42 protein-coding genes are annotated in these 26,688 nt (G+C 68.1%); 3 read left to right on the top strand and 39 right to left on the bottom strand.

The genetic code is table 11. The annotated features are described in order from the left end of the window. A partial coding sequence (locus FN821_RS14935; protein ID WP_280525922.1) for a transglycosylase family protein occupies positions 1 to 804 on the top strand: 804 nt, incomplete at its 5' end. Between the two features lie 76 nt (positions 805 to 880). Here the strand turns inward: FN821_RS14935 and FN821_RS13065 are convergent. The 37 genes from FN821_RS13065 to FN821_RS12885 form a co-directional block, all read right to left on the bottom strand. Continuing rightward, a complete protein-coding gene (locus FN821_RS13065) occupies positions 881 to 1,204 on the bottom strand; it encodes a DUF2853 family protein (protein ID WP_131172944.1) in 324 nt (107 codons plus the stop codon). A gap of 184 nt (positions 1,205 to 1,388) precedes the next feature. Beyond that, on the bottom strand, positions 1,389 to 2,105 hold the full coding sequence (gene rplQ, locus FN821_RS15125; protein WP_131172945.1) for a 50S ribosomal protein L17, sunset domain variant: 717 nt from the start codon (positions 2,103 to 2,105) through the stop codon (positions 1,389 to 1,391). A 25-nt stretch (positions 2,106 to 2,130) separates the two neighbouring features. Next, a complete protein-coding gene (locus tag FN821_RS13055; protein WP_131172946.1) occupies positions 2,131 to 3,144 on the bottom strand; it encodes a DNA-directed RNA polymerase subunit alpha in 1,014 nt (337 codons plus the stop codon). 138 nt (positions 3,145 to 3,282) lie between these two features. After that, on the bottom strand, positions 3,283 to 3,888 hold the full coding sequence (gene rpsD / locus FN821_RS13050) for a 30S ribosomal protein S4 (protein ID WP_131172947.1): 606 nt from the start codon (positions 3,886 to 3,888) through the stop codon (positions 3,283 to 3,285). 30 nt (positions 3,889 to 3,918) lie between these two features. Beyond that, on the bottom strand, positions 3,919 to 4,335 hold the full coding sequence (rpsK, locus tag FN821_RS13045; RefSeq protein ID WP_131172948.1) for a 30S ribosomal protein S11: 417 nt from the start codon (positions 4,333 to 4,335) through the stop codon (positions 3,919 to 3,921). Between the two features lie 41 nt (positions 4,336 to 4,376). Next, on the bottom strand, positions 4,377 to 4,751 hold the full coding sequence (gene rpsM, locus FN821_RS13040) for a 30S ribosomal protein S13 (protein WP_131172949.1): 375 nt from the start codon (positions 4,749 to 4,751) through the stop codon (positions 4,377 to 4,379). A 239-nt stretch (positions 4,752 to 4,990) separates the two neighbouring features. Next, on the bottom strand, positions 4,991 to 5,104 hold the full coding sequence (gene rpmJ, locus FN821_RS13035) for a 50S ribosomal protein L36 (protein ID WP_020575560.1): 114 nt from the start codon (positions 5,102 to 5,104) through the stop codon (positions 4,991 to 4,993). A gap of 80 nt (positions 5,105 to 5,184) precedes the next feature. Next, on the bottom strand, positions 5,185 to 5,406 hold the full coding sequence (infA, locus tag FN821_RS13030) for a translation initiation factor IF-1 (protein WP_131172950.1): 222 nt from the start codon (positions 5,404 to 5,406) through the stop codon (positions 5,185 to 5,187). A gap of 121 nt (positions 5,407 to 5,527) precedes the next feature. Then, entirely contained in the window at positions 5,528 to 5,896 is a 369-nt protein-coding gene (locus tag FN821_RS13025) for a DUF1707 SHOCT-like domain-containing protein (RefSeq protein ID WP_131172951.1), read from the bottom strand. Positions 5,897 to 6,003: 107 nt separating this feature from the next. Beyond that, positions 6,004 to 8,289, bottom strand: a complete 2,286-nt coding sequence (locus tag FN821_RS13020) for a DEAD/DEAH box helicase (protein WP_206662120.1) — start codon at positions 8,287 to 8,289, stop codon at positions 6,004 to 6,006. 325 nt (positions 8,290 to 8,614) lie between these two features. Beyond that, positions 8,615 to 9,457 (bottom strand): type I methionyl aminopeptidase, encoded by an 843-nt coding sequence (gene map / locus FN821_RS13015; RefSeq protein WP_277751040.1) that lies wholly within the window; start codon positions 9,455 to 9,457, stop codon positions 8,615 to 8,617. Beyond that, on the bottom strand, positions 9,454 to 10,032 hold the full coding sequence (locus FN821_RS13010; protein WP_131172953.1) for an adenylate kinase: 579 nt from the start codon (positions 10,030 to 10,032) through the stop codon (positions 9,454 to 9,456). Before FN821_RS13010 ends, map begins: the two co-directional genes overlap by 4 nt. Before the next feature lie 16 nt (positions 10,033 to 10,048). Beyond that, positions 10,049 to 11,392 carry a preprotein translocase subunit SecY gene (gene secY, locus FN821_RS13005; RefSeq protein WP_131172954.1) on the bottom strand — a complete coding sequence of 448 codons (1,344 nt, stop codon included), beginning with the start codon at positions 11,390 to 11,392 and terminating at the stop codon, positions 10,049 to 10,051. Positions 11,393 to 11,665: 273 nt separating this feature from the next. Beyond that, on the bottom strand, positions 11,666 to 12,364 hold the full coding sequence (locus FN821_RS13000; RefSeq protein WP_131172955.1) for an SOS response-associated peptidase: 699 nt from the start codon (positions 12,362 to 12,364) through the stop codon (positions 11,666 to 11,668). Positions 12,365 to 12,612: 248 nt separating this feature from the next. Then, positions 12,613 to 13,050: a 50S ribosomal protein L15 gene (gene rplO, locus FN821_RS12995; RefSeq protein ID WP_131172956.1), complete on the bottom strand. Its 438-nt coding sequence runs from the start codon at positions 13,048 to 13,050 to the stop codon at positions 12,613 to 12,615. A gap of 1 nt (position 13,051) precedes the next feature. Beyond that, positions 13,052 to 13,234: a 50S ribosomal protein L30 gene (gene rpmD / locus FN821_RS12990; protein ID WP_131172957.1), complete on the bottom strand. Its 183-nt coding sequence runs from the start codon at positions 13,232 to 13,234 to the stop codon at positions 13,052 to 13,054. Further along, entirely contained in the window at positions 13,234 to 13,860 is a 627-nt protein-coding gene (rpsE, locus tag FN821_RS12985; RefSeq protein WP_131172958.1) for a 30S ribosomal protein S5, read from the bottom strand. The genes rpmD and rpsE overlap by 1 nt, the downstream gene beginning before the upstream one ends. Positions 13,861 to 13,881: 21 nt before the next feature. Continuing rightward, positions 13,882 to 14,265: a 50S ribosomal protein L18 gene (rplR, locus tag FN821_RS12980; RefSeq protein ID WP_131172959.1), complete on the bottom strand. Its 384-nt coding sequence runs from the start codon at positions 14,263 to 14,265 to the stop codon at positions 13,882 to 13,884. A 2-nt stretch (positions 14,266 to 14,267) separates the two neighbouring features. Then, positions 14,268 to 14,810 (bottom strand): 50S ribosomal protein L6, encoded by a 543-nt coding sequence (gene rplF, locus FN821_RS12975; RefSeq protein ID WP_131172960.1) that lies wholly within the window; start codon positions 14,808 to 14,810, stop codon positions 14,268 to 14,270. A gap of 18 nt (positions 14,811 to 14,828) precedes the next feature. Next, on the bottom strand, positions 14,829 to 15,236 hold the full coding sequence (rpsH, locus tag FN821_RS12970) for a 30S ribosomal protein S8 (RefSeq protein WP_131172961.1): 408 nt from the start codon (positions 15,234 to 15,236) through the stop codon (positions 14,829 to 14,831). A gap of 145 nt (positions 15,237 to 15,381) precedes the next feature. Then, positions 15,382 to 15,567, bottom strand: a complete 186-nt coding sequence (locus FN821_RS12965) for a type Z 30S ribosomal protein S14 (RefSeq protein WP_131172962.1) — start codon at positions 15,565 to 15,567, stop codon at positions 15,382 to 15,384. 3 nt (positions 15,568 to 15,570) lie between these two features. Beyond that, positions 15,571 to 16,218 carry a 50S ribosomal protein L5 gene (gene rplE, locus FN821_RS12960; protein ID WP_131172963.1) on the bottom strand — a complete coding sequence of 216 codons (648 nt, stop codon included), beginning with the start codon at positions 16,216 to 16,218 and terminating at the stop codon, positions 15,571 to 15,573. 2 nt (positions 16,219 to 16,220) lie between these two features. Then, entirely contained in the window at positions 16,221 to 16,592 is a 372-nt protein-coding gene (rplX, locus tag FN821_RS12955) for a 50S ribosomal protein L24 (RefSeq protein WP_131172964.1), read from the bottom strand. A gap of 1 nt (position 16,593) precedes the next feature. Continuing rightward, complete coding sequence (rplN, locus tag FN821_RS12950; RefSeq protein ID WP_131172965.1) at positions 16,594 to 16,962, bottom strand: 50S ribosomal protein L14; 369 nt, start codon at positions 16,960 to 16,962, stop codon at positions 16,594 to 16,596. A 205-nt stretch (positions 16,963 to 17,167) separates the two neighbouring features. Beyond that, positions 17,168 to 17,440, bottom strand: a complete 273-nt coding sequence (rpsQ, locus tag FN821_RS12945; protein ID WP_131172966.1) for a 30S ribosomal protein S17 — start codon at positions 17,438 to 17,440, stop codon at positions 17,168 to 17,170. A gap of 9 nt (positions 17,441 to 17,449) precedes the next feature. Continuing rightward, positions 17,450 to 17,683: a 50S ribosomal protein L29 gene (gene rpmC, locus FN821_RS12940; RefSeq protein WP_131172967.1), complete on the bottom strand. Its 234-nt coding sequence runs from the start codon at positions 17,681 to 17,683 to the stop codon at positions 17,450 to 17,452. Beyond that, a complete protein-coding gene (gene rplP / locus FN821_RS12935; RefSeq protein ID WP_131172968.1) occupies positions 17,683 to 18,102 on the bottom strand; it encodes a 50S ribosomal protein L16 in 420 nt (139 codons plus the stop codon). Before rplP ends, rpmC begins: the two co-directional genes overlap by 1 nt. 2 nt (positions 18,103 to 18,104) lie before the next feature. Continuing rightward, positions 18,105 to 18,920 (bottom strand): 30S ribosomal protein S3, encoded by an 816-nt coding sequence (gene rpsC / locus FN821_RS12930; RefSeq protein WP_131172969.1) that lies wholly within the window; start codon positions 18,918 to 18,920, stop codon positions 18,105 to 18,107. 2 nt (positions 18,921 to 18,922) lie between these two features. Then, positions 18,923 to 19,321: a 50S ribosomal protein L22 gene (rplV, locus tag FN821_RS12925; RefSeq protein ID WP_131172970.1), complete on the bottom strand. Its 399-nt coding sequence runs from the start codon at positions 19,319 to 19,321 to the stop codon at positions 18,923 to 18,925. Between the two features lie 25 nt (positions 19,322 to 19,346). After that, positions 19,347 to 19,628, bottom strand: coding sequence for a 30S ribosomal protein S19 (gene rpsS / locus FN821_RS12920; protein ID WP_131172971.1), 282 nt, complete (start codon positions 19,626 to 19,628; stop codon positions 19,347 to 19,349). Positions 19,629 to 19,652: 24 nt separating this feature from the next. Further along, on the bottom strand, positions 19,653 to 20,489 hold the full coding sequence (gene rplB / locus FN821_RS12915) for a 50S ribosomal protein L2 (protein ID WP_131172972.1): 837 nt from the start codon (positions 20,487 to 20,489) through the stop codon (positions 19,653 to 19,655). A gap of 23 nt (positions 20,490 to 20,512) precedes the next feature. Further along, the gene (gene rplW / locus FN821_RS12910; protein ID WP_206662121.1) at positions 20,513 to 20,821 is read right to left on the bottom strand and encodes a 50S ribosomal protein L23; all 309 of its coding nucleotides are present in this window, start codon (positions 20,819 to 20,821) and stop codon (positions 20,513 to 20,515) included. Then, complete coding sequence (rplD, locus tag FN821_RS12905) at positions 20,818 to 21,807, bottom strand: 50S ribosomal protein L4, sunset domain variant (protein WP_131172973.1); 990 nt, start codon at positions 21,805 to 21,807, stop codon at positions 20,818 to 20,820. The genes rplW and rplD overlap by 4 nt, the downstream gene beginning before the upstream one ends. Continuing rightward, on the bottom strand, positions 21,804 to 22,463 hold the full coding sequence (gene rplC / locus FN821_RS12900; protein ID WP_131172974.1) for a 50S ribosomal protein L3: 660 nt from the start codon (positions 22,461 to 22,463) through the stop codon (positions 21,804 to 21,806). The genes rplD and rplC overlap by 4 nt, the downstream gene beginning before the upstream one ends. 10 nt (positions 22,464 to 22,473) lie before the next feature. Continuing rightward, positions 22,474 to 22,785, bottom strand: a complete 312-nt coding sequence (gene rpsJ, locus FN821_RS12895) for a 30S ribosomal protein S10 (RefSeq protein WP_131172975.1) — start codon at positions 22,783 to 22,785, stop codon at positions 22,474 to 22,476. Between the two features lie 308 nt (positions 22,786 to 23,093). Next, the gene (locus tag FN821_RS12890; protein WP_131172976.1) at positions 23,094 to 23,297 is read right to left on the bottom strand and encodes a ferredoxin; all 204 of its coding nucleotides are present in this window, start codon (positions 23,295 to 23,297) and stop codon (positions 23,094 to 23,096) included. Then, positions 23,209 to 23,655 (bottom strand): hypothetical protein, encoded by a 447-nt coding sequence (locus FN821_RS12885; RefSeq protein ID WP_206662122.1) that lies wholly within the window; start codon positions 23,653 to 23,655, stop codon positions 23,209 to 23,211. The genes FN821_RS12890 and FN821_RS12885 overlap by 89 nt, the downstream gene beginning before the upstream one ends. 33 nt (positions 23,656 to 23,688) lie before the next feature. Here FN821_RS12885 and FN821_RS12880 point away from each other — a divergent pair, with 33 nt between their 5' ends. Then, the gene (locus FN821_RS12880; protein ID WP_131172978.1) at positions 23,689 to 23,892 is read left to right on the top strand and encodes a hypothetical protein; all 204 of its coding nucleotides are present in this window, start codon (positions 23,689 to 23,691) and stop codon (positions 23,890 to 23,892) included. Position 23,893: 1 nt separating this feature from the next. Here the strand turns inward: FN821_RS12880 and gltX are convergent, their stop codons facing one another. Continuing rightward, complete coding sequence (gltX, locus tag FN821_RS12875; RefSeq protein WP_131172979.1) at positions 23,894 to 25,357, bottom strand: glutamate--tRNA ligase; 1,464 nt, start codon at positions 25,355 to 25,357, stop codon at positions 23,894 to 23,896. 68 nt (positions 25,358 to 25,425) lie between these two features. Beyond that, complete coding sequence (arfB, locus tag FN821_RS12870; RefSeq protein WP_131172980.1) at positions 25,426 to 25,869, bottom strand: alternative ribosome rescue aminoacyl-tRNA hydrolase ArfB; 444 nt, start codon at positions 25,867 to 25,869, stop codon at positions 25,426 to 25,428. A gap of 81 nt (positions 25,870 to 25,950) precedes the next feature. Here arfB and FN821_RS12865 point away from each other — a divergent pair, with 81 nt between their 5' ends. Further along, the gene (locus FN821_RS12865; protein ID WP_131172981.1) at positions 25,951 to 26,679 is read left to right on the top strand and encodes a PIG-L deacetylase family protein; all 729 of its coding nucleotides are present in this window, start codon (positions 25,951 to 25,953) and stop codon (positions 26,677 to 26,679) included. Positions 26,680 to 26,688 lie beyond the last annotated feature (9 nt).

Genomic DNA, 26,688 nt, shown 5'->3' with positions numbered 1-26,688 from the left:
GAACCTCCATCCTCGGAAGACCTCGACCCCCGTCCCGCCACCGACACGCCGGTCACAACCCGGGCCCCCGACTACACCCTCGTCTGTGAAGAGCCAGATTCCCACGTGGGAACCAACAAGTTCGCCGTAGCCCTCGTCACCGCGACGGTGCTCGCCGGCGGCGCCGCCACCGCAATCCTCAGCAACGCTTCGGCCGCCACGGCCACCACGGCCGTCGTGGCGTCCAGCTCCCCCAGCCTCGAGGCCATCGCCTCCGACCTGACGGCCTCCCCCTCGCCCGTCACGATCGTCGCCGCGACCCCCACCGTGGACGCCGCAACCGAGAAGGCTGCAGCCGATCAGGCCGCCGCCGCGAAGGCTGCGGCTGACAAGGCCGCTGCCGACAAGGCAGCCGCAGACAAGGCCGCCGCCGCGAAGGCTGCTGCCGCCAAGAAGGCTGCCGCGGCGAAGGCAGCCGCCGCCAAGGCTGCGGCGGCCAAGGCTGCTGCCGCGACGCCCGCGCCCAGCCCGGCCCCGGCCGCCGCTGCCCCGGCAGCACCGGCTCCCGCCTCCACGGGCGGGCTCGACCTGCGCCGCGAGGCCATGTGGGATCGGGTTGCCAAGTGCGAGTCCGGCAACAACTGGTCCATCAACACCGGCAACGGCTACTACGGCGGACTGCAGTTCAAGACGAGCACGTGGCTCTCGAACGGTGGCGGCGCCTACGCCAGCCGTGCGGACCTCGCCACGCGCGCCGAGCAGATCACGATCGCCAACAAGCTCTACGACCGCTCCGGTCTGAGCGCGTGGGCCTGCAAGGCCTGAGCGGTCAAGCCCTCAGCACAGCGAAACGGCGTCCCACCGAACCAGGTGGGACGCCGTTTCGCTGCGTTCTGAGGGGCTACTTCTTGAAGACGTCGAGCTTGCCCAGCTTCTCTGCCAGGAGGTAGTAGACGGTGACGCGGCTCTTGCGGTTGACGCCCTTCAGGGTCTCGCCTACCTCAGCGATGGCGGCGTCCAGCTCGGCATCGGACAGCGTCAGGCCCAGCTTCTTCTTCAGGAAGTTCTCGCGCACGCGATCCAACTCAGCCGGATCGCTGAAGGCCACGCTCGCCGTGTCGGCCTTGCTCAGCACCAAGCGGTAGGTGCTCACCATCTTCTCGACGACGGCGTCGTTCGCGTGGGGTGCGTACTTCTTGACGTCTGCTGCCCAATCGGTGGCCATAGCAGTTGTTCCTCTCTTCGACGGACTCCGACCATTCGGCTAGTCACACCCAAGATAGGGCGAACGCCCACGCCAGGGAAGCGAAGCACGCCAACAAGAACTCACCAATCTCTCAGGGGCGAGCAAGAAACTGCCCCGCCGATCGCGTGATCGACGGGGCAGTTCGTTGTGACGAGCAGGCGGCTCAGGCCTCGGCGTCCTCAGCCTTCTCGGCGTCCGCCTTGACGGCGTCGACGAAGCCGGCCGCGACGGCGGCGTCCTCGCTGTTGAACCACACCTCGGCGATCGTCCGGTCGTACCAGGGCGAATCGGGCGTGTGGAACTTCATCGAGTCCTCGTTGCCCTTGATGTCGAAGCCCGCCGGCGGGTTCTCGCCGACGTAGCTGCCCTCGCCGTACTTGGCGGCGTCCTCGACCGGCTCGGAGACCAGGGTCGCGGCCTTGGCCTTCGGCTCGGCCTTGGCGGCCTTCTTGGCGGGCTTGGCAGGAGCGGCGGCAGCGGGCTTGCCCTTGCCCTTCTCCTTGGCCTTGCGGGACTCCTCGACGGTCTCCGTCACGACCTCGATGACGGCCATCGGGGCGTTGTCGCCCTGACGGTTGCCGATCTTGGTGATGCGGGTGTAGCCGCCCTGACGATCGGCCAACTTCGGCGCGATCTCGGTGAAGAGGGCGTGGACGACGGCCTTGTTGCTGATCCGCGAGAGCACCAGACGACGGGCGTGCAGGTCGCCCCGCTTGGCCTTGGTGATGAGCGTCTCAGCCAGGGGCTGGACGCGCTTGGCCTTGGTCTCCGTCGTGGTGATCTTGCCGTGCTCGAACAGCTGGCTGGCCAGGTTGTTCAGAATGATCCGCTGGTGGGCAGGCGTGCCACCCAGGCGGGGACCCTTCGTTGGCTTGGGCATGATGTGTGTCTCTCTTTAGCGGGTGTCAGTACTGATCGGGATCGTCGCCGAAGGCGTCGTCGGCGTCGTAGCGGCCGAGCGCAGCCAGCGGATCGAAGCCGGGCGCGCTGTCCTTGAGGGACAGGCCCATCTCGTGCAGGCGGAGCTTGACCTCGTCGATCGACTTGGACCCGAAGTTGCGGATGTCCAGCAGGTCCTGCTCGGAGCGGGAGACCAGCTCGGACACGGTGTGGATACCCTCGCGCTTGAGGCAGTTGTAGCTGCGCATCGTCAGCTTCAGCTCCTCGACCGGAAGGGCGAGGTCGGCGGCGTACTGCTCGTCGACCGGGGACGGACCGATCTCGATGCCCTCGGCGTCCACGTTCAGCTCGCGCGCGAGGCCGAAGAGCTCGACCAGGGTCTTGCCGGCGGACGCCATGGCGTCACGGGGCAGGATGGCCGGCTTCGTCTCGACGTCGACGATCAGGCGATCGAAGTCGGTGCGCTGCTCGACGCGGGTGGCCTCCACCTTGTAGGTGACCTTGAGGACCGGCGAGTAGATCGAGTCGACCGGGATGCGGCCGATCTCGGCGTCCACGTTCTTGTTCTGCGACGCGGACACGTAGCCGCGGCCACGCTCGACGACGAGCTCCATGTCGACCTTGCCCTCGTCGTTCAGCGTGGCGATGTGCAGGTCGGGGTTGTGGATCTCGACGCCCGCGGGCAGGGCGATGTCGGCAGCGGTGACCGCGCCGGCGCCGGCCTTGCGCAGGTACATGACGACGGGCTCGTCCTCCTCGGAGCTCAGCACGAGCTGCTTGAGGTTGAGGATGATCTCGGTGACGTCCTCGACCACGCCGGGTAGCGTGGAGAACTCGTGGCTGTTGCCGTCGATCTTGATCGACGTGACCGCCGCGCCCGGGATGGACGACAGCAGCGTGCGACGGAGCGAGTTGCCGAGCGTGTAGCCGAAGCCGGGCTCGAGGGGCTCGATGATGAAACGGGAGCGGAAGTCGTCAACGACTTCCTCGGCCAGCGTGGGCCGCTGAGCAATCAGCATGGTTTCTTGCCTTTCTGCCGCCCGCTATTTGACGGCTGAATGGAACCGGCGGACGGGCGTCCGACCGGGTGAAGCGCGGCGAACCGCGGGTCTGGGGCGCAGAACTCGGGGCGGACGGCGTCCGCCCCGAGCCTGGGCTTACTTGGAGTAGAGCTCGACGATCAGCTGCTCGGCGACGTCAACCGTGATCTGCTCACGCGTCGGCAGCTGGTGGACGAGGATCCGCATCTTGTTCGGACGCACCGTGAGCCACGCCGGAACGACGCGCTCGTGGTGCAGCTCGCGGGCGATGACGAACACGTCGAGGTTCAGCGACTTCGGGCGGACGTCGATGATGTCGTAGGGCGTGACGCGGTACGACGGGACGTTCACCTTCTTGCCGTTGACCAGGAAGTGGCCGTGCACGACCAGCTGACGGGCCTGGCGGCGGGTCGAGGCGAAGCCGGAGCGGTAGATGACGTTGTCGAGACGCGACTCGAGGATCTGCAGCAGGATTTCACCGGTCTTGCCGGCCTTCCGCACGGCCTCTTCGTAGTAGCGGCGGAACTGCTTCTCGAGCACGCCGTACGCGAAACGGGCCTTCTGCTTCTCGCGGAGCTGGAGCAGGTACTCCGACTCCTTGGTGCGGCCGCGGCCGTGCATGCCCGGGGGGTACGCGCGACGCTCGAACGCCTTGTCATTGCCCACCAGGTCGGTGCCGAGCCGGCGGGACTTCTTCGTGATGGGTCCGGTGTAACGGGCCATGGTTGTTTGTCAGTCCTTTCTGGGGCTCGGTTAGACGCGGCGACGCTTCGGCGGGCGGCAGCCGTTGTGGGGCATCGGCGTGACATCGGCGATGGGGCCGATCTCGAGGCCGATCGCACCCAGCGAACGGATGGCGGTCTCACGGCCGGAGCCGGGACCCTTGACGAAGACGTCCACGCGCTTCATACCGTGCTCCATGGCGCGGCGGCCGGCGGCCTCCGCAGCCATCTGGGCGGCGAACGGGGTGGACTTACGGGAACCCTTGAAGCCGACGGTGCCGGCGGACGCCCAGGAGATCACAGCGCCCGTGGGATCCGTGATCGAGATGATCGTGTTGTTGAAGGTGCTCTTGATGTGGGCCTGACCAGTGGTGACGTTCTTCTTCTCCTTGCGGCGAAGCTTCGTCTTCTGGTTGGCCTGAGCCTTGGTGCGGCCTGCAGTAGCCATCTGCTGTCTGTACTCCCTATCTCGTGTCTACGAGGCCGCTACTAGCGGGCCTTCTTCTTGCCCGCGACAGCCTTCTTCTTGCCCTTGCGGGTGCGTGCGTTCGTCCGGGTGCGCTGGCCGTGGACCGGGAGGCCCATGCGGTGACGACGGCCCTGGTAGGAGCCGATCTCGATCTTGCGCCGGATGTCCGCGGCGACCGTGCGGCGAAGATCGCCCTCGGTCTCATAGTTGGCCTCGAGGTGGTCGCGCAGCTTGACCAGCTGCTCGTCCGTGAGGTCCTTGACACGAATGTCGCCACTGAGGCCAGTGGCGGCGAGAGTTTCGGCAGCGCGGGTCTTGCCGACGCCGAAGATGTAGGTGAGTGCGACCTCGAGGCGCTTTTCGCGCGGCAGGTCGACACCGATGAGACGTGCCATTCGGGCGGTTACCTTTCATTCAGTTCGGAGCCCCGCAGGGCTCCGTCGAAGGTGTGTGGCGTGACGCGTCCCTCGCCGCCTAGACGGGGGCCCCGGCCTTCGTCCGGGGGTAGAACCAGGAAAGCTTGGCAACTGTCCTGGGCTTGCAGTCACGTTGTGTAGTTGTCGTGTCGGACGCCGAGGCGTCCGGCCGGGCTTCGGGTCGGGCCAAGGGCTCGACCGTCGCCCGCGTCAGGACCTCAGCCCTGGCGCTGCTTGTGGCGAGGGTTCTCGCAGATCACCATGACGCGGCCGTGCCGGCGGATGACCTTGCACTTGTCGCAGATCTTCTTCACGCTCGGTTGAACCTTCATCGAGCAACTTTCTGACTCGGGCCCGGGGCGCAGACGAGTCTGCAACCAAGGCTTGGTGGAAACACTTCGAACCTCGCGGCTCACTTGTGTCGGTAAACGATCCGTCCGCGGGTGAGATCGTAGGGAGAGAGTTCCACGACGACCCGGTCGGCGGGCAGGATGCGAATGTAGTGCTGACGCATCTTGCCGCTGATGGTCGCGAGAACCCGGTGCCCATTGCTCAGTTCCACGCGGAACATCGCATTGGGCAGCGCCTCGACGACGGTCCCCTCGAGTTCGAGGGCTCCTTCTTTCTTGGCCATAATCCCTAACTGTGACTGCTGACAGATTCGGCACACCCGACACAGGTGACCGACGTCCCATCCTAGCCCGGGCGGCTAGGGCCCTCAAAATCAGTGGGGAATACCTCGGCAAGCAGGCGGGCTACCTCAGCAGGCTGACCAGGATCACCAGGACGATCGCGGCCACCGAGATGGTGGACAGGGCGATGAGGATCAGCCGGCCGCTCGGCGTCCTGGCCGTGGAGACCTCCCCCGGACGCAGGGTGGACGACTCGATGTTGCCCGGCGTGGCGTAGGTGGCCACCGCCGGCAGGTTCTCGACCACCGGACGCAACTCCCCCAGCGTTGTGGCGGCGAACACGGCGTCGAGGTAGCGGCGGTAGTCCAGGTCGTCGATGGCGCCCGATTCGAAGGCGGTGTTCACCCGGTCGACCAACGTCTCGCGCTCGGCGGCGTCCACCGGCCGTTCGGGCGTCGAGACGTACTTCGACGAGATGGGCAGGTTGGTCATCGCACCAGCGTAGCTGCGCCGCACGGTGGGCGTCCGGCGCTGGGTCGTCCGGCCGTCGCGCGTGCCGGACCGTGCCGGGTCCGCTCCCCGGCTGGCGTCCTCGACGGTCACGCCTTGCGCTTCGGCTTGCCCTTGTCCTTGTCCCGGACGGGCTTGCCTGGCTTGGCCTTGGCGTTGGCGACCTTGGACTTCTTCGGCTTGGCCGACGCCGGTGCAGCCTTCCGGAACCCGAAGCCTCGTTCGCTGGACTCGTCCCGCTTGCGCCTGTCGTCCGTGGTCCAACGCCCCTTGTCGCGGGGGCCGTCCGGGCTGCGGCGGTCGCGGTCGCCTGCCGCGGCGGACGCCGACCGCCGGTCATCGCCGTTGAAGCGGTCTCGGGCCGGACGCCAGTCGTCGCTCCCAACGCTGGGACGCCGATCGTCGCGTCCCATGCTCGGACGCCGTTCGTCGCGTCCGTAGCCCTGACGCTCGTCCCGACCTGGACCCGGACGCCGATCGTCGCGTCCCCACGCGGGTCGCGCCTGGTCGCGTCCCCGAGCGGACGATGCCTTGCCCGGCCGGGCGGCATCGCGCACCCCGCGCTCGGGGCGGGTGCCGCGTCCGTCGACGGGACGCCCCGGGCGCAGCTCGCGGCTGGTGTCCTCCACCTCCCACGGCTCGGGACCCCACCAATCGGCGGTCCACTCCTTCTGCCCGCGTCCGCCGCGGAGTCCGCGCGTCTCGCGCTCGGGGCCGCGCCGATCGGACGCCGACGGCCGCACGTCGTTCTCGCGCCGACGATCACCGAAAACCGGGCGGTCATCGCGCTGCGGGCGGTCGGTCCAGTCCTGGCGACGAGCCGGTCGCGGACGCGTGTCGCTCCAGTCCGGGCGCGCACCGCGACCGGCGGTCGGCTCGCGGCGGGCAGCCCGGTCGTCGCGCGGGCGATCCTCTCGGCCCCATGCCCTGGCCGGACGCTCGCTCCGTGCGTCACGATCGCGGCTGGGACGCCCCGCACGGGCGCCGCGTCGCTCGTCGCGTTCACCACGGCCCTCGACAACCTGGTCATCGCGACCCCAGGCACGCGACCGCACCGGACGGTCCTCGGACACGCCCCGTGCCGGACGCGACTCGCGGCGTCCGAACTCAGGGGATCGAGCGGAACGATCGGTCTGACCGGGCTCGTCGTCGATGACGTCCTCCGGGTCGGGCAGGAAGATCGACGGCGCGCCCGCGATAGCGTCGACAGCCGGCGCGCGGACCTCGGTCAGGATCGGGTCGCCCGGCTTGACGACGACCTGCGTCGGCTTGATCTTGGCCTGCGCCATCAGCTCGCGGACGCCCTTGTTCTGGTTCTTGGTCGCCAGGGTGACGACGTTGCCCTCGCTGCCGGCGCGGGCGGTGCGTCCGGAGCGGTGCAGGAATGCCTTGGGGTCGTTCGGCGGATCGATGTGCACGACGAGGCCCACGTCGTCGACGTGGATGCCCCGGGCGGCGATATCCGTCGCGATCAGGACCGTCACGGAGCCGTCCGCGAACGCCGCGAGGTTGCGCTGCCGGGCCGCCTGGCGCAAGTTGCCGTGCAGGTCGACCGCCGGGATCCCCTTCTCGGTCAGCGTCAGCGCCAGGCGCTCGGCCGCGTGTTTGGTCCGGGTGAAGGCCAGGGTGCGTCCGCCGCCGGACAGCAGCTCGGCGACGATCGCGGGCTTATTGTCGTGGCGGACCAGGAACAGGTAGTGCTCGGCGTCCGGCGCGGTGTCCTCGGTGTCGACCTCATGCACGAGCGGAGCATGGAGGAAGCGCTTCACCAACTCCTCGACATCGCCGTCGAGCGTCGCGGAGAACAGCATCCGCTGCCCGTCCGGCACCGCCTCCAGGACGCGCGTCACCGGCGGCAGGAAGCCCATGTCGGCCATCAGGTCGGCCTCGTCCAGCACGACGACCTCGACGGTGTCCAGCTTGAGGGCGCCCTGCTCGATGAGGTCCTCGAGGCGTCCGGGGGTGGCAACGACGACGTCGACGCCCCGCTCCAGCTTGCGGATCTGCCCCGTGTAGCGGACGCCGCCGAAGACGGTCATCGCCCGCAGCTGCACCGCCTGCGCGAGGTACTCGACGGTCTCGGCCACCTGGACCGCGAGTTCGCGCGTCGGCACCAAGATCAACGCACGCGGACGCCGCGGCTGCCGCGAGGTCTGCGAGGACAGGATCCGCTCCAGGACCGGGAGCGCGAAGGCGACCGTCTTGCCCGAGCCGGTGCGTCCGCGGCCGAGGACGTCGCGTCCGGCCAGGGCGTCCGGGAGGGCGGCGGCCTGGATCGGGAAGGGCTCGACGATGCCGCGCGCGGCGAGCGCCTCGGCCAGGATCGGCCGGACGCCGAGGGCGTAGAAGGAGTCTGGGCGGCGGGACGGGGTCACGGGGATCCTGAAATCTGTGGAGCCGCGGCTCTCGCCGCGGGCGTCGAACGGACGCCGACGGGACAGTCTACGGCCACGGGCTGCTGGTCGCCGCCTTCGGGCTTGGTGCCTTTGGGCGCCACCGATGAACTGGGTCAGGGGGTCGGCTGGCCTTGTTCAGCCGCTGCGCGCGAGGCTTCGACCAGCTCAGCCAGCGAAACGACGGTTGTTGCTGGGGCGAACGACGCGTCCGGCAGGGGCGTTCCGGTGCCCGCCATGCACCGGCGACCTGACGATCAGCGCCACCAAGACCGCCTGGCGGTCGGCCAGCTCTGGCGAGGCTCGGTCAGTCGGACAGCGGCCCGAACTTGCAGCCGAGGCGTCCGAGCATCTCCTCGCCTCCATCGGGGGCCGTGAGTACCCACAGACCCGTCTTGGTGACGGTGATGGTGTGCTCCCAGTGAGCGGCGTCCGACCCGTCGCGGGTGACGACCGTCCACTCGTCGTCGAGCGTGACGGCATCCGGGGAGCCGTACGTGACCATCGGCTCGATCGCGAGGCAGAGGCCCGGGACGATCTTGGGGCCGCGCCCGGCGCGTCCGTAGTTGGGGACGTCGGGAGTCTGGTGCATCGCAGACCCGATGCCGTGGCCGGTGTAGTCCTCGAGGATGCCGTAGGGATGCGCGTGGCGACGCACGGACGCCTCCACGGCGGCCGAGATGTCGGTGACGCGGCCCCCTAGGCGGGCGGCGGCGACGCCGGCCCACAGCGACTCGCGCGTCACGTCCGACAGGGCCTGGCGCTCCGCCGAGAGGGCGCCGATGCCGAAGGTGATGGCGGCGTCCCCGTGCCAGCCGTCGACGATCGCGCCGAAGTCCATGGAGACCAGGTCGCCCTCGGACAGGGGTCGGTCGTTCGGGATGCCGTGCACGATCTCGTTGTTGACCGACATGCAGGTGACGGCCGGGAAGGGCGGCATGCCGAAACCGGCGCCGTAGTGCAGGAAGGACGAGCCGGCGCCGTTCCGGGCGAGGACGTCCGCGGCGACGGCGTCCAGTTCTTTGGTCGTCACTCCGGGGACGGCGGCCGCACGAACGGCCTCGTGCGCCTCCGCGACCACGAGTCCGGCCCGGCGCATCACGCGCAGCTGGGCCGGAGTCTTGAGTTCGATTCCGCGGCTGGGGCTCACGAAGCCGTGAGCTTCGCGTCCAAAGCGGCCGTCAGGCGGCGCGTCACCTCATCGACCTCACCCAGGGCGTCCACCTCGACGACCAGCCCGCGATCGGCGTACACCGACATCACGGGCTCGGTTTCGGCGTAGTAAACCTCGATGCGCTTGCTGATGGTCTCGGCGTTGTCGTCGGCGCGGCCTTCGAGCTCGGCTCGCTTCAGCATGCGTCCGACCAGGGCCGTGGGATCGGCGACGAGCGAGATCACCGCGTCGATCTTGGTGCCGATCTCGCGCTGCGCGATGTCGAGCGCTTCCACCTGACCGAGGGTGCGCGGGTAGCCGTCGAGAAGCCAGCCAGGACGCGCGTCCGGCTGCAGCAGCCGCCGGAAGACCATCGACGTCGTAACGACGTCGGGCACGAACTCGCCGGCCGCGATCAAGGCCGACACCTTCTTGCCCAGGGTGTCCTGCGCCTTGATGTGCTTGCGGAAGAGATCGCCGCTGGACACCGCCACCAGCCCGTAATGCGTCGCGACGTGGCAGGCCTGGGTGCCCTTGCCGGCCCCGGGGGGGCCCATGATGAGGAGGCGCATCGATGCACCCTTCCGACTATCGCAGGAAGCCTTCGTAGTTGCGTTGCTGCAACTGGCTCTCGATCTGTTTGACGGTATCCAACCCTACGCCGACGATGATCAGGATGGACGTTCCGCCGAACGGGAACTTCCGGGACGCCACCTCGCCCAGCAAGAACCACGCCAGGGCGGGCAGCAGGCTGATCAGCGCGAGGTACAACGAGCCAGGCGCCGTCAGCCGCGACAGCACGTAGGCGAGGTACTTCTCGGTGGGGCGTCCGGCGCGGATGCCGGGCACGAAGCCGCCGTACTTCTTCATGTTGTCCGCGACCTCGACGGGGTCGAACGTGATCGACACGTAGAAGTAGGTGAACGCGATGATCAGCACGAAGTACACCGCGTTGTACCAGGGCGAGCCGCTGCCGGAGAGGTGCTGCGCGATCCAGCTGGAGACCGGGTTGCCGGTCTGGAACTGGGCGTACAGCATCGGCAGGTAGAGCATCGACGAGGCGAAGATGATCGGGATGACGCCGGCCTGGTTGACCTTGAGCGGGATGTAGGTGGTCGTGCCGCCGACGAGGCGGCGTCCGACCATGCGCTTGGCGTACTGCACCGGGATGCGCCGCTGGGCCTGCTCCATGAAGATGACGCCCAGCATGACCAGCAGGCCGAGGGCCAACACCATCGCGAAGGCCAGCCAGCCGGCCGCGTTCGGCATGTTGGGGTTGTTGGGGTCGGTGCCCTTGCCCAGCGCGATCGACCACATCTGGGTGGGGAACTGCGCCGCGATCTGGGTGAAGATCATGACCGACATGCCGTTACCGATGCCGCGGTCGGTGATGAGCTCACCCATCCACATGATGATGCCCGTACCGGCCGTCATCGTGAGGACCATGACGATGATCGGGAAGATGCTGCTGTCGTAGACCACCGGCCTGCTGCAGCCCTGGAACAGCTGGCCGTTGACGGCCAGGGTGGTGAACGCGGTCGACTGCATCACGGCCAGGACGATCGTCAGGTAGCGCGTGTACTGGGTGATCTTGGTCTGCCCGGCGCCGCCTTCCTTCTTCAGCTTCTCCAGACGCGGAATCACGACCGTGAGCAGCTGCAGAATGATGGACGCCGTGATGTAGGGCATGATCCCGAGCGCGAAGATCGCCAGCTGCAACAGCGCGCCGCCCGAGAACAGGTTGATCATCGAGTAGAGCCCGGCCGCGTCGCCCGCAGCGGCCTCCACCTGGCACGCGTGGATGTTCTCCAAGTTCACGTTCGGCGACGGGATCGTCGAGCCGAGCCGGAAGACGGCAAGGATGAACAAGGTGAACAGGATCTTCTTGCGAAGATCCGGCGTCTTGAACGCGTTTCCGAAAGCGGAGAGCATTCGAACTCTTTTCTGGCAGGCGTGCGCGGGCGTGGGGGTGACCCAACCCCGGTGAACTGTAGCAAGCCGCGCCCCCGGTCCTCGAACCGGGGGCACGATCGGGCTGGACCTTGAATCGGACGCCTCCGGCTGCGGTTGCCGCAGCGGAGGGCGCATGAGGCCGTGCCAGGGCGTCCCGCTGATCGAGGCGGAACGAATCGGACGCGCGATCGCGAGATACGTCACAGAACGCGGTGAGGCGCCCCAAGGTCGTCGGTTTGACCCTCAGCGGCGTCAGGGCCTGAGGGGCTCGATCAGCTCGGGTGAGTTGTTGGCGACGTTCCCGACGGCGCTTGAGACGGGATAGAAGGTCAGGTCCGGATCGACGACAAGCAGGGACGCCGCGGCGTCCGGTCTGGTCTGGGCCGGGTCCAGCCAGGACGCCCAGTCGTCGGGGTCGACGACCATCGGCATCCTGTCGTGGATGTGCCCGAGGGCGTCCGTCGCGCTGGTGGTGATGATGGTGGCGGTCGTGAGCCACTCCCCCATCGGCGTGCGCCAGAACTCGTACAGCCCGGCCATGACGAGCAGTCCGGAAGCGGGCCGAATGAAGAACGGCTGCTTCGCGGGCTTCTTCACCCCCTCCTGGCCCGGAAGCACGTGCCACTCGAAGTAGCCGTCGGCCGGGATCAAGCACCGCCGCGCGGCGAACGCCTTGCGGAACGCAGGCTTCTCCGCGACGGTCTCAAACCGGGCGTTGATCATGCGGGCGGCGCCGGCGGCGTCCTTGGACCACGACGGCACGAGTCCCCAACGCGGCGCGACCAGCTTCCGGACGGCCGCACCGTCGGCGTCCAACCGCACGACGATCGCTGGAATCGGGTCGGTGGGCGCGAGATTGAACGACGGCTGGACCTCGTCGACCACCTCGGCGACGCCGAAGACCTCGATGTAGTAATCGGTGCTGGCCGAGGCGGCGAAGCGTCCACACATGGTGTCCACCGTAGTCGTCCAGATGCTCACACTGGATCTCAGGGGCTCGTCCTATGGCTGCCTCAACGTCCTGGCTTTGCTCGTGCAGGGTGAAGGGGTCCTCTGTAGGACGAGCCGTTGGTGGAGGCGAGCCAGCCGGGCCACCGCCGAGGCAAGAGTCGGACACCGGACACCGAGCCGCCCGACACAGCCCGTGACGCGAAACGGGCGACCCCCGAAGGGATCGCCCGTCTCAGAACTGCGAGAGGTCAGTTGGCCTTGCCGCCAGCCGCCTCGATCTTGCTCTTGGCCGACGCGGTGTAGGCGTCCGCGGTGACCTCCAGAGCCACCGAGATCTCACCGTTGCCGAGCACCTTGACCAGGTGGCCCTTGCGGACCAGACCGGCCTCGATCATGTCGACGACGGTCACCTCGCCACCGTCGGCGAAGACCTCGGCGAGGCGTCCGACGTTGACGACCTGGTACTGAACCCGGAAGGGATTCTGGAAACCACGAAGCTTCGGCAGACGCATGTGCAGCGGCATCTGCCCACCCTCGAAGTTCGCACCGACGTTCTTGCGAGCGCCCGTGCCCTTGGTGCCACGACCCGCGGTCTTGCCGCGCTTGCCGCCCTCGCCACGGCCGACGCGGACCTTGTCGGTCTTCGCGCCGGGTGCCGGACGCAGGTGATGCAGCTTGATCGCCATGTCAGTTCACCTCCTCGACCTCGACGAGGTGCGAGACGGCCTGGATCATGCCGAGGAACTCGGGACGATCCTCCTTCTCGACCACGTCGCCGATCCGCTTGAGCCCGAGAGAGCGCAGCGAATCCTTCTGGTTCTTCTTGGCGCCAACGACGCCCTTGATCTGCGTGATCTTCAGCGTTGCCATCAGGCGGACGCCTCCTTTCGAGCCCGCAGGATCGCGGCCGGCGTGACGTCCTCGACGGACATGCCACGACGCTTGGCGACCTGCTCCGGCTCCTCCAGCATCTGCAGCGCCTCGACCGTGGCGTGCACCACGTTGATGGCGTTGGCGCTACCGAGCGACTTCGCGAGCACGTCGGTCACGCCGGCGCACTCCAGCACCGCGCGAGCCGAGCCACCGGCGATCACGCCGGTACCCGCCGACGCCGGACGCAGCAGCACGACACCGGCCGCCTTCTCGCCCTGCACCGGATGCGGGATGGTGCCGCCGATCCGGGGAACCCGGAAGAAGTGCTTCTTGGCCTCCTCGACACCCTTGGCGATCGCCGCGGGCACCTCCTTGGCCTTGCCGTAGCCGACGCCGACCATGCCGTCGCCGTCGCCCACCACGACCAGCGCGGTGAAGCTGAACCGGCGCCCGCCCTGGACGACCTTCGCGACGCGGTTGATCGCCACGACGCGCTCGAGGTACTGGCTCTTCTCCTGCTGGGCGGCGTTATCCCGGCCGCCTCGACGATCGTCGCGGCCGCGACGATCACCGCCGCCAGCCGCGCCGGTACGGGCACGGGCAGACGCGTTTTCGTTCGCCATGTTTATTCCTTTCCGCTCTGATCAGAAATCGAGGCCGGCTTCGCGCGCCGCATCGGCGAGCGCTGCGATCCGTCCGTGGTAAGCGTTACCGGCGCGGTCGAAGACAACCTTCTCGACCCCAGCGGACTTCGCGCGACCGGCGAGCAGCTCGCCGACCTTCTTGGCCTTCGCCGACTTGTCGCCCTCGGCGGCGCGCACGTCCGCCTCCATCGTGGACGCCGACGCGAGCGTCACGCCCGCGGTGTCGTCCACGACCTGAGCGAAGATGTGACGCGACGAACGCGTGACAACCAGGCGCGGGCGCTCGGTGCTGCCGAAGATGTTCTTCCGGCCGCGGTTCTGGCGGCGCAGGCGGGCCTTGGTGCGGGCCGCCATGCCCTTGTTGTTCGACAACGAGATAGCCATGACTACTTACCGGCCTTTCCAACCTTGCGGCGAACACGCTCGCCGGCGTAGCGCACGCCCTTGCCCTTGTACGGCTCCGGCTTGCGGATCTTGCGGATGTTCGCGGCGACCTCGCCGACGGCCTGCTTGTCGATGCCGTACACGGTGAACGCCGTGTTCTTCTCGACGGAGAACGTGACGCCCTCGGGGGCGTTCACGACGACCGGGTGGCTGAACCCGAGCGCGAACTCGAGCTGCGTGGGGCTCTTGGCCGTCACGCGGTAGCCGACACCGACGATCTCGAGCTTCTTCTCGAAGCCCTGGGTGACACCGGTGACCATGTTGGACACCAGCGTGCGGGTGAGGCCGTGCAGCGAGCGGCTCTCGCGCTCGTCGTCCGGACGCGACACCTCCAGCTCGCCGGCCTCGTTGCGCGCGACCGAGATCGGCTCACGGACCGTCATGGCGAGGGTGCCCTTGGGGCCCTTGACCGACAGGTCCTGACCCTCGATCGTCACCTCGACGCCGGAGGGAACCGGAATGGGAAGCCTTCCAATGCGGGACATCTATTCAGCTCCTTCCGGTTACCAGACGAACGCGAGGACTTCGCCGCCCACGCTCTTGGAGTTGGCCTGCTTGTCGGTCATCAGGCCCTGGGACGTCGAGATGATGGCGATGCCCATCCCGCCGAGAACCTTGGGCAGGTCGTTGCGCTTGGCGTAGACCCGGAGCCCCGGCTTGCTGATGCGACGGAGCCCGGCGAGGGCCCGCTGGCGATCGGCGCTGTACTTGAGAGTGATCTTCAAGGTCTTGGAGACCTCGCCTTCACCCGGCTCCAGCACCTCGTAAGACGCGATGTAGCCCTGCTCCTTGAGGATCTCGGCAATCTTCACCTTGATCTTCGAATGAGGCATGCTCGTCGAATCGTGGAACGCCTGATTGGCGTTACGCAGACGAGTCAGCATGTCTGCGATCGGATCGGTCATTGTCATGGCTTTGTTGAGCCTCTTCCTCGTGGCGGTTTCACCGACGGATGCGTCCTCCGGTGACCTTCCTCGCTTGTGTGATTGTTCCGGCCCGACGGGCCGGTGGACTGGGTTCCGGACGCCCACCGCGGCGGGCGTCCGGACGGGTGTCTTACCAGGACGACTTCACGATGCCCGGCAGTTCGCCACGGTGGGCGAGCTCGCGGAGGCAGATGCGGCAGAGGCCGAACTTGCGGTACACGGACTTCGGACGCCCACAGCGGTTGCAGCGGGTGTACGCGCGCACCTCGAACTTCGGCTTGCGGGACTGCTTCACCTTCAGCGCGGTCTTGGCCATGGGTTAGCCCCTCCTGCTCTTCTTGATCTGGCTCTTGGAGCCGGTGAACGCGCGCTTGCGCTGCACGCTCTTCTTGGGATCGTTCTCGGGCGCCTTGAACGGGAAGCCGAGCTGCTTGAGCAGTTCACGGGCCTCGTCGTCGTTGGTGGCCGAGGTCACGAACGTGATGTCCATGCCGCGAAGACGATCGATCTTGTCCTGGTCGATCTCGTGGAACATGACCTGCTCGGTGAGGCCGAACGTGTAGTTGCCCTTGCCGTCGAACTGACGAGCCGAGAGGCCGCGGAAGTCGCGGATGCGCGGCAGCGCCAAGGTCAGCAGGCGGTCGGCGAACTCCCACATGCGGTCGCCACGCAGCGTGACGTGGCAGCCGATCGGCATGCCCTCACGCAGCTTGAACTGGGCGATCGACTTGCGGGCCTTGGTCACGACGGGCTTCTGACCGGTGATGGCGGTGAGGTCGCGGACGGCCCCATCGATCACCTTCGAGTCGCGCGCGGCCTCGCCGACGCCCATGTTCACCACGATCTTCACCAGACCGGGGATCTGCATGACGTTCTCGTAGGCGAACTTCTCGTTCAGAGCCGGACGGATGTCCTCGCGGTACTTCTGCTGCAGGCGCGGGAGCGTCTTGACAGTGGTCTCAGCCATGCTCAGATCTCCTTCCCGGTCTTGCGGGCGATGCGCACGCTGCGCTCGGTCTCGTAGGTGCTGCCGTCGGGACGACGCTTGGTCACCGGACGACGCTCGTAGCCGACGCGCGTCACGACGTCCTTGCCGTCGACCTTCACGACGAGCTGGACGTTGGACACGTGGATCGGCGCCTCGGTCGTGATGATGCCGCCCGTGGTCTTGCCCTGGGCGTTCGGACGCTGCGGCGTGTGCTTCGTGATGATGTTCACGCCCTCGACGATGACCTTCTCGTCGGCCGGGTAGACCTTGATGATCTCGCCCGTCTTGCCCTTGTCGCGGCCCGCGATGACCTTGACGCGGTCACCCTTCTTGACGTGCAGGGAGTTCGCCATCTCAGATCACCTCCGGTGCCAGCGAAATGATGCGCATGAACTTCTTGTCGCGCAGCTCGCGGCCCACGGGGCCGAAGATGCGGGTGCCACGGGGCTCGCCGTCGTTCTTGAGGATGACGGCCGCGTTCTCGTCGAACTTGATGTAGGAGCCGTCGGCGCGACGGGTCTCCTTGACCGTGCGGACGATGACCGCCTTGACGACGTCGCCCTTCTTGACGTTGCCGCCGGGGATGGCGTCCTTGACCGTGGCGACGATCTTGTCGCCCAGGCCGGCGTAGCGACGCTTCGAGCCACCGAGCACGCGGATGCAGAGGAGTTCCTTCGCACCCGTGTTGTCGGCGACCTTCAGTCGCGACTCTTGCTGAATCATGATTTCTCCTGTTGTTTCGCCGGTTCCCGGACGCCGTGGCGTCGGGCCTGTCGGAACGTGCGTTTCCCCGAGCACCAGCTGGTGCGCCTGCTGAGTTTGCACTGGTCGGGTTTCCAAGCCGATGACAGCTAGTTCAACAGCGGGGGTTGGGAAGGGGGCGGCAGCCCCCATTCCCGGGTGCACGGGGGTGAGCCCGTGCGGTTGGTTACTTGGCCTTCTCGACGATCTCGAGCAGGCGCCAGCGCTTGGTGGCCGACAGCGGACGCGTCTCCATGATGCGGACGCGGTCGCCGATGCCACACTCGTTGGCCTCGTCGTGCGCCTTGTAACGCGCCGTCTGCGTCATGACCTTGCCGTAGAGAGGGTGCTTGACGCGGGACTCGACGGCCACGACGACCGTCTTGTCCATCTTGTCGGAGACGACGACGCCCTCACGCACCTTGCGCGTGGCGGTGCGCTCGTTCTTGGATTCGGACATACCTCAGACCTACTTCTTCTCGTCGTCGGGATCGGCGACGATCCCCAGGTTGCGCTCCTGCAGGACGGTGTACACCCGCGCGATGTCCTTGCGGACCTCGCGGAGGCGTCCATGCGTCTCGAGCTGACCGGTGGCGGCGGCGAAACGGAGGCTGAACAGCTCCTCCTTCAACTCCAACACCTTGGCATTGAGGTCCGCACGGCTCAGGCCGCGCAGATCGGCGGCGGTGACAGCCTTGGCCATCAGATCTCACCTGCTTCCCGCTTGATGAAGCGCGCCTTGAACGGCAGCTTGTGAATGGCCAGACGCATGGCCTCGCGAGCAACGTCCTCCGGAACACCGGAGAGCTCGAAGAGGACACGGCCGGGCTTGATGTTCGCGATCCACCACTCGGGCGAACCCTTACCGGAGCCCATCCGGGACTCAGCGGGGTGCTTCGTCATCGGACGGTCGGGGTAGACGTTGATCCAGACCTTGCCACCACGCTTGATGTGGCGGGTCATGGCGATACGGGCGCTCTCGATCTGACGGTTCGTGAGGTACGAGCTCTCCAGTGCCTGGATGCCGTACTCGCCGAAGGCCAGCTTCGTGCCGCCCTTGGCGGCACCATCCCGCTTGGGGTGGTGCTGCTTCCGGTGCTTGACGCGACGAGGAATCAACATGACTACGCTCCTGCGGTCTCTGCCACCTCGACCGCGGGAGCGGCGTCGGCAGCGGCTTCGGCGCGGCGGCGTCCGCCACGCTCGGGACGATCGTTACGCGGCGCGGCTCCGTCACGACGGGGGCCACGGGCCGGACGCCGAGCGCCGGCGGCGGCCTGACGTGCGGCCTTCTGGGCGGCGCGCTCGGTACGGGTACCGGACACATCACCCTTGTAGATCCACACCTTGACGCCGATGCGTCCGAACGTCGTCTTGGCCTCGTAGAAGCCGTAGTCGATGTCGGCGCGCAGCGTGTGCAGCGGGACGCGGCCGTCGCGGTAGAACTCGGAGCGGCTCATCTCGGCGCCGCCGAGACGACCCGAGCACTGGATCCGGATGCCCAGCGCACCGGAGCGCATCGCGGTCTGCTGCGCCTTGCGCATCGCGCGGCGGAAGGCCACGCGGGCGCCGAGCTGCTCGGCGATGCCCTGAGCAACCAGCTGCGCATCGGTCTCGGGGCTCTTGACCTCGAGGATGTTCAGCTGAACCTGCTTCTTGGTGAGCTTTTCCAGCGACGCGCGGACGCGCTCAGCCTCGGCACCGTTACGGCCGATGACGATGCCCGGACGCGCGGCGTACAGGAAGATCGTCACCCGCTCGCTGCGACGCTCGATCTCGACCGAGCTGATGCCGGCCCGCTCGAGGGTCTTATGCAGGTACTCGCGGATCTTGACGTCCTCGGCCACCAGCTCGGCGTAGTTCTTGTCGGCGTACCAGCGGGTCTTGTGGTCCGTGGTGATGCCGAGACGGAAGCCGTTCGGGTTGATCTTTTGACCCATGCTCAGGCCTCCTTCGCCTTGGGCTCGACGACGACGGTGATGTGGCTCGCGCGCTTGAGGATGCGGCTCGCGGACCCCTTGGCCCGCGGACGGATCCGGCGCAGCGTGACACCTTCATCGACATACGCCGCAGAGATGTACAGCTGCTCGCTGCGCAGGTTTTCGGTCTGCTCAGCATTGGCGGCGGCCGAGGCCACCACCTTGTAGACGGGCGCCGAAGCGGCCTGCGGTGCGAACTTCAGCACCGCGAGAGCCTCGGTGACATCCAGGCCGCGGACGACGTCCACGACACGACGAACCTTGGTCGGAGACATCCGCACGTGACGCGCGATGGCGTACGAGCCGGGACGGTCGCCGAGCAGGGCCTGCCGGCGGCTGGGCCGGTTCTCCTTGTTGCTCATTTGTCCATTCCTCTTCTCGTCGGCCTCAACGGCGACGCGACTTCTTGTCTTCCTTGACGTGGCCCCGGTAGGTGCGCGTGGGCGCGAACTCACCGAGCTTGTGACCGATCATCGAGTCGGTGACGAACACCGGGATGTGCTTGCGGCCGTCGTGCACCGCGATGGTGTGTCCGATCATGTCGGGCGTGATCATCGAACGGCGCGACCAGGTCTTGATCACGTTGTGGGTCTTCTTCTCGTTCTGGGCATCGACCTTCTTGGCCAGGTGCTCATCGACGAAGGGCCCCTTCTTCAGGCTGCGAGGCATTTAGTTCTCCTTCCCTTCCTCGACTCAGCGCTTCTTGCCGGCCTTGCGGCGACGCACAATGAGCGCGTTGCTGGCCTTGTTCTTCTTACGGGTGCGACCCTCGGGCTTGCCCCAGGGCGTCACCGGGTGACGACCACCGGACGTGCGACCCTCGCCACCACCGTGCGGGTGGTCGATCGGGTTCATCACGACGCCACGGACGGTCGGGCGGATGCCCTTCCAGCGGTTGCGTCCGGCCTTGCCCCAGTTGATGTTGGACTGCTCGGCGTTGCCGACCTCGCCCACCGTCGCGCGGCAGCGGACGTCCACCATGCGCATTTCGCCCGAGGGCAGACGCAGGGTGGCCATGCGGCCCTCGCGAGCGACCAGCTGGATGCGCGCACCGGCGGAGCGGCCCATCTTGGCGCCGCCGCCCGGACGCAGCTCCACCGCGTGCACCGTGGTGCCGACCGGGATGTTGCGCAGCGGGAGGTTGTTGCCCGGCTTGATGTCCGCGCCCTCGCCCGCCTCGACCTTGTTGCCCTGCTCCAGGCCGGCCGGCGCGATGATGTAGCGCTTCTCGCCGTCGGCGTAGTGCAGCAGCGCGATACGGGCGGTGCGGTTGGGGTCGTACTCGATGTGAGCGACCTTGGCCGGCACGCCGTCCTTGTCGTAGCGCTTGAAGTCGATGATCCGGTAGGCCTGCTTGTGGCCACCGCCGATGTGACGGGTGGTCACTCGGCCCTGGTTGTTGCGGCCACCGGTCTTCTTGATCGGCACCAGCAGCGACTTCTCGGGCGTCGAGCGGGTGAGCTCGGCGAAGTCCGACACGGACGAGCCGCGACGGCCCGGCGTGGTCGGCTTGTACTTACGAATAGCCATGTCTCGTTTTCCTGATCCCGGGCCTAGTTGCCCTGGCCGAAGATGTCGATGCGCTGGCCCTCGGCCACCGTCACGATCGCTCGCTTGGTGTCGGGACGCTTGCCCCAGCCGGCGCGCGTGCGGCGCTTCTTGCCCAGCCGGTTGATGGTGTTGACCGCCAAGACCTTGACGTCGAAAACCTTCTCGACGGCGATCTTGATCTCGGTCTTGTTCGCGGCCTTGTCAACGACGAACGTGTACTTGTTCTCGTCGAGCAGCGAGTAGCTCTTCTCGGACACGACCGGCGCGAGCAGGATGTCGCGGTGGTCGCGGATCTTCAGGGCGTCGCTCACTTCGCGGCCTCCTCGTCCTTCGTCACGGCGTTCACGAAACCGGCCGCCTCAGCTGCCGCCTCGGAGTTGAACCACACCTCGGCGATCGTCCGCTCGTACCAGGGGGACGCCGGCGTGTGGAACTTCATCGAGTCCGCGTTGCCCTTGATGTCGTAGCCGGCCGGGGGGTTCTCCCCGACGAAGCTGCCCTTGCCGAACTTCGACTCCTCGGACGCCGCAGCGTCGGCCTTCGCCGGCTTGGCTTCCTTGGCGGGCTCGTCTGCCTTCTCGGCCTTCGCAGGCTTGGGCTCCTTGACGGCCTTCACAGCGACCGGCTCGGGGGCGTCCAGAATCTCCGCGGACGAGGCGACGGCCTTGACCGACTTGCCCAGCGCGGGACCCGAGACGAAGGCGTCCAGGGCGGCGGTGGTGAAGACCACGTCGTCGGCCAGGAGCACGTCGTAGGCGTTCAGCTGGTCGTAGCTCAGGATGTGCACCGAAGCCACGTTGCGCAGGCTCAGCCAGGCGATGTCCTCGTCACGGGTGAGGACCACCAGGACGCGAGCGCCGGAGACGTGGGCGAGCGCCTTGAGCGCGGCCTTCGTCGAGGGCTTCTCGAGACCGAAGTTCTCGACCACGTGGACCCGACCCTCGCGGGCCCGATCGGACAGCGCACCGCGCAGCGCGGCGGCGATCATCTTCTTGGGCGTCCGCTGGGCGTAGCCGTGCGGCTGCGGGCCGTGGACGGTGCCACCGCCGGTCCACTGGGGAGCGCGACGCGAGCCCTGACGAGCGCGGCCGGTGCCCTTCTGGCGCCACGGCTTCGCGCCACCGCCGGAGACCATGCCCCGGGTCTTGGTGGCGTGCGTGCCCTGGCGGGCGGCGGCCTGCTGGGCCACGACGACCTGGTGCAGGAGCGGGATGTTGGCCTGGACGCCGAACAGCGCGGCGGGCAGATCGGCCTTCTTGGACGTCCCGATGACGTCGACCTTCAGCGTGTCGCTCATGCCTGGGCTCCCTTCTTGGCGGCGCTGCGCACCACGACGAGGGCACCCTTGGGGCCGGGCACGGAGCCCTTGACCAGGATCAACCCGCGCTCGGCGTCCACAGCGTGGATCGTCAGGTTCTGGACGGTGACCTTGTCGACGCCCATCCGGCCGGCCATCTTCATGCCGGGGAAGATGCGCGCGGGGGTCGAGCACTGCCCGATAGAGCCGGGCGAACGGTGCTTGCGGTGCACACCGTGCGACGCGCGCAGGCCGTGGAAGCCGTGGCGCTTCATGACGCCCGCGGTGCCCTTGCCCTTGCTGACGCCGGTGACGTCGATGACCTCGCCGGCGGCGAACGCCTCAGCGTTGACCTCCTGCCCGAGGGTGTAGGACGCCGCATCGGCGGTGCGCAGTTCGACGACGTGCTTGCGGGGCGTCACACCAGCGGCCTCGAAGTGGCCGGACATCGGCTTGGTGACGTTCTTGCCCTTGACCGCGCCGAAGCCGAGCTGCACGGCGGAGTAGCCGTCCTTCTCAGGGGTGCGGACCTGGGTGACCACGCAGGGACCTGCCTGGATCACGGTGACGGGGACGATCTTGTTGTTCTCGTCCCAGAGCTGGGTCATGCCGAGCTTGGAGCCCAGGAGACCTTTCACGTTACGGTTGTTGTTCACGGTCTCGGCCTCACGGAAGCTTGATCTCGATGTCGACACCGGCCGGAAGATCGAGTCGCATCAGCGAGTCGACCGTCTTCGGCGTCGGATCGAGGATGTCGATGAGCCGCTTGTGGGTGCGCATCTCGAAGTGCTCGCGGCTGTCCTTGTACTTGTGGGGTGAACGAATCACGCAGTAGACGTTCTTCTCCGTCGGCAGCGGCACGGGTCCTGCGACCTTCGCGCCGGTGCGGGTGACCGTGTCGACGATCTTCTTCGCCGAACTGTCGATGACCTCATGGTCGTAGGCCCGGAGTCGAATCCGGATCTTCTGTCCCGCCATCTTTTCCTTCTCTGTGGCCGTTGGGCAGCTAGCATCTGCTCCCCATCGTGAGGGCTCCTCGGCTGAGAAACCCCTAGTCACTCCGTCCCCCGCGCCCGGGCGTGTCGCACCTTTCAGGGCCGCGCGAGATCCGAAGATCCTGGTAGGGCCCGGCGTGACCGCCTGGCTTGCCGAGTGGGCGTGGAATGCGGTGGTCTGCATGGTCAACCCACACAGCCTCGCCGCCGCCCGCGTCAAAGCAACCCGCCGATTCTTTCACGGGCCCCAGAGGCGTGCAAATCGACCTCGACGCCCTGTCAAGGGGGTGATCAGGGCTGGTCGACGAGCCTCACCGCAAGCCTCGGGCAGCTGGCGACGGCCGTTCGCGCCGCGGCGCGCTGGGCGGGCTCAACCGGTCCTCGGACGATGGGATAGCCCCACTCGTCAAGGGAGATCAGTTCGGGCAGCAGTTCGTGGCACAGCCCGCGTCCGTCGCAGCGTGGCCAGTCGACACGCAGCCGCTGCGCGCTCATCGCCTGGCCCCCACCGGCTGCCCGCAACGTGGGTGCGCCAGGCGATGCCCCGATCGCGCCGCTCGGCCAGCGCGCGGCGGATGGCGTCGGCCACCTGCGGGTGTTCGCCGGGCAGCACGACGTGCACCTGCTTGGCGCCGACCGTGAGCGCGCTGGCCGCCGCGCCGTCCAGGATCAGGTGCGGCCGGGTCAGGGCCAGCACGGCGTCCTTGAGGCTGGCGGGCTCCCCCTCGGACAGGGTGACGACCACCGTGGCGCCCCGGCGCGCCGCCGTCGCCAGCTTCCGCGAGAACGGGAAGCCGGCGCCGCCGCGTCCGCGGAGTCCGGACGCCTCGAGCTCGGCCACCGCGTCGGCCACCGGCACCCGCATCGGAGCGGGGACGCGTTCGCGGTGCGAAACTCGGCCGCGGACAACGCCACCCGGACCGGACCCGTCGGCACCGGGACCGCCACCCCGGAGGGCGGCTGGTCGGTGTCCGCCGAACGCAAGAACGGCACGTACCAGGTCGAGTTCAAGCGCGGCGACGATAACGAGGTCAAGATCATCGCGACGTGCGCCGAGGGTGGCGGCGTCCGCTTCGCTCCCGGAAGCTGACCTACAGCGAAGCGCGCAGCGCCGCCAAGCGCGCCAGCGCGGACTCGCGTCCCAGCAGATCCATCGACTCGAACAACGGCGGCGACACGCGTGAGCCGGTGATCGCCACCCGGATCGGTGCGAACGCGAACTTGGCCTTCACGCCGAGTCCTTCGACCAGGGCCACCTTCAACGCGTCCTGAATGGACGCGGCGTCCCACGCGACCCCGGCCAGGGCCGCGGCCGCGGCGTCCAGGATCTCGGCGGCGTTGTCGGGCAGCGCGGCGACGGCGTCCGGCTCGACGGCCAGGTCGGCGTCCGGGACGAACAGGAAGCGGAGCTTCTCGCGCGCCTCGCCGAGCAGCACCAGCCGCTCCTGGATCAGCGGTACCGCGCGCCGCAGCGTCTCGATCTCGGACGCCGTCGGCGTCCACTCCCCCGTGAAGGCGAAATGCTCGACGATGCGGTCGGCGAGGTCCTCGGGGGCCAGGGAGCGGATGTAGTGCCCGTTCAGCCAGTCCAGCTTGGCGAGGTCGAAGATCGGCCCGACCGTGTTGACCTTGGCCCAGTCGAAGGCGGCGACGAACTCGTCGAACGTCGCCACCTCGGCATCGTCGGACGCCGGCGGGTAGCCCAGCAGCTGCAGGAAGTTCCGCAGCGCCTCGGGCAGGTAGCCCTGCTCGCGGAACCACAGCAGGCGAGCCGCGGGGTTCTTCCGCTTGGAGATCTTCGACTTGTCTGTGTTGCGCAGCAGCGGCATATGAGCGAAGCGGGGCGCGTCCCAGCCGAGCCAGCGGTAGAGCAACTGGTGCTTGGGCGTCGAGGAGATCCACTCCTCCCCGCGGACCACGTGCGTGATGCCCATCAGGTGATCGTCAACCACGACCGCCAGGTGATAGGTCGGGAAGCCGTCTGCCTTGAGGATCACCTGGTCGTCGGGATGCGGCGGGGTGATGTCGCCGCGGATCAGGTCGGTGAACGTGGTGTCGAGATCGGCCGGGACGAGCATCCGGACGACCGGGGTCTCCGAGAAGCCCGGCAGCGCCGCCCGCTCGTCGCGGGTCTTGCCGTAGCACAGGCGGTCGTAGCCGGTCACGGCCTGCTTGGACGCCTCCTGCTCGCGGCGCATCTCGGCCAGCCGGTCGGAGCTGCACCAGCAGTAGTAGGCGTGGCCGGACTCGATCAGCTGCTCCACGAACGGCCGATAGGTGTCGAGCCGCTCGGACTGGCGGTAGGGGGCGTAGGGGCCACCCTTGTCCGGACCCTCGTCCCAGTCGAGGCCCAGCCAGTGCAGGGTGTCGAAGATCTGCTGCTCGGACTCGGCCACGTAGCGGGCGCGGTCGGTGTCCTCGATGCGCAGCAGGAACTGCCCGCCCGTCTTGGTGGCGTAGGCGCGGTTGAACAGCGACATGTACGCGGTGCCAACGTGGGGATCGCCGGTGGGCGACGGGGCGACGCGCAGGCGCGCGGGAGTCTGGTTCGTCATAGCGGGGCGAGTCTACCGAGCGGCGTCCGACGGCTGGCCCGACGCCTTGGGTGTCGTTTCATGGATCGTCAGTCCCAGCCCGGACGCCTCGTCTCCTTGAGCGCGGAGCGGCGCCGCTTGGCCTCCAGTCGCCGCTCGCGCGCGCCGACGCTCGGTCGGGTCGGACGCCTCGGGCGCGGCGGTGGCGCCAGCGCCTCGGTGACCAGGGCCACCAGGCGGTCGCGGGCTGCGTCCCGATTGCGTCTTTGCGAGCGATGCTCGGACGCGTCGACGGTGAGGACGCCCTCGGCGAGGCGTCCGGCGAGGTTGGTGAGAAGACGCGCGCGTTGGGCGTCCGAGAGGGCGACGGACGCCGCGGCGTCCCAGCTCAACTGGACGCGCGAGTCGGCCGTGTTGACCCCCTGCCCGCCGGGGCCGCCGGCGTGACTGAACCGCTCGGTAAACTCGGACGCGTGCAGCACCAGCCCACCCGGGATGCCGGGGGCGGGAGGGATGCGGAGCGGATCGGCCACCCGCCGAGTCTACGAAGCGCCGCCCCTCCTCCGCCTGCTCGACCGGCGACCTACGGTGGACCCCTCCCGGAAGGAGACCCGATGACCGTCCCGCCCAGCCTGCAGCCCCTGCCCGACGACATCGCGCGGGTGCTCTGCGTCGTGGCGCATCCGGATGACATGGAATACGGCGCGTCGGCGGTCGTCGCCCAGTGGACCCGCCACGGCGTCGAGGTGGCGTACCTGCTGCTCACCTCCGGCGAGGCCGGGATGCAGCGTCCGCCCGAACAGGTCGGCCCGCTGCGCGCCGAGGAGCAACGCCGCGCCTGCGCGACGGTCGGCGTCCAGGATCTGACGATCCTGGACCACCCGGACGGGCACCTCGTCTACTCGCTCGACCTGCGCCGGGACATCGCGCGCGAGATCCGGCGGTTCAGGCCGGACGCCGTCGTCGCGAGTTCGTCGGCCATCGAGGCGCCGTGGGGACTCGAGCAGGCAGACCACCGCGCGGCTGGACTGGCCACCCTGGACGCCGTCCGGGACGCCGACAACACCTGGGTGTTTCGCGAGCTGGGCGAGGTCGAAGGCCTGCCGAAGTGGCACACGCGACGCGTCCTGGTGATGGGCGGCAGCCCGGCGACCCACTACGTCGAAGTGGACGCCGAGGCCAGGGCCGCGGCCGTGGCGTCCTTGTCGTGCCACGAGGCCTACCTGGATGACCTGCCCTGGCACCCCAGCCCCGCCGACCTGCTCGGCGGCGTCTTCGCCGGCCAGGGGCAGGCGGCCGGCGTCGAGGCGGCGGTGCTGTTCAGGGTGTACGACTTGGGGTGATGGTGAGGG

The sequence above is a fragment of the Propioniciclava tarda genome (assembly GCF_900182665.1).
GTDB lineage: Bacteria > Actinomycetota > Actinomycetes > Propionibacteriales > Propionibacteriaceae > Propioniciclava > Propioniciclava tarda.
This window is presented reverse-complemented; position numbering and strand designations above follow the sequence as displayed.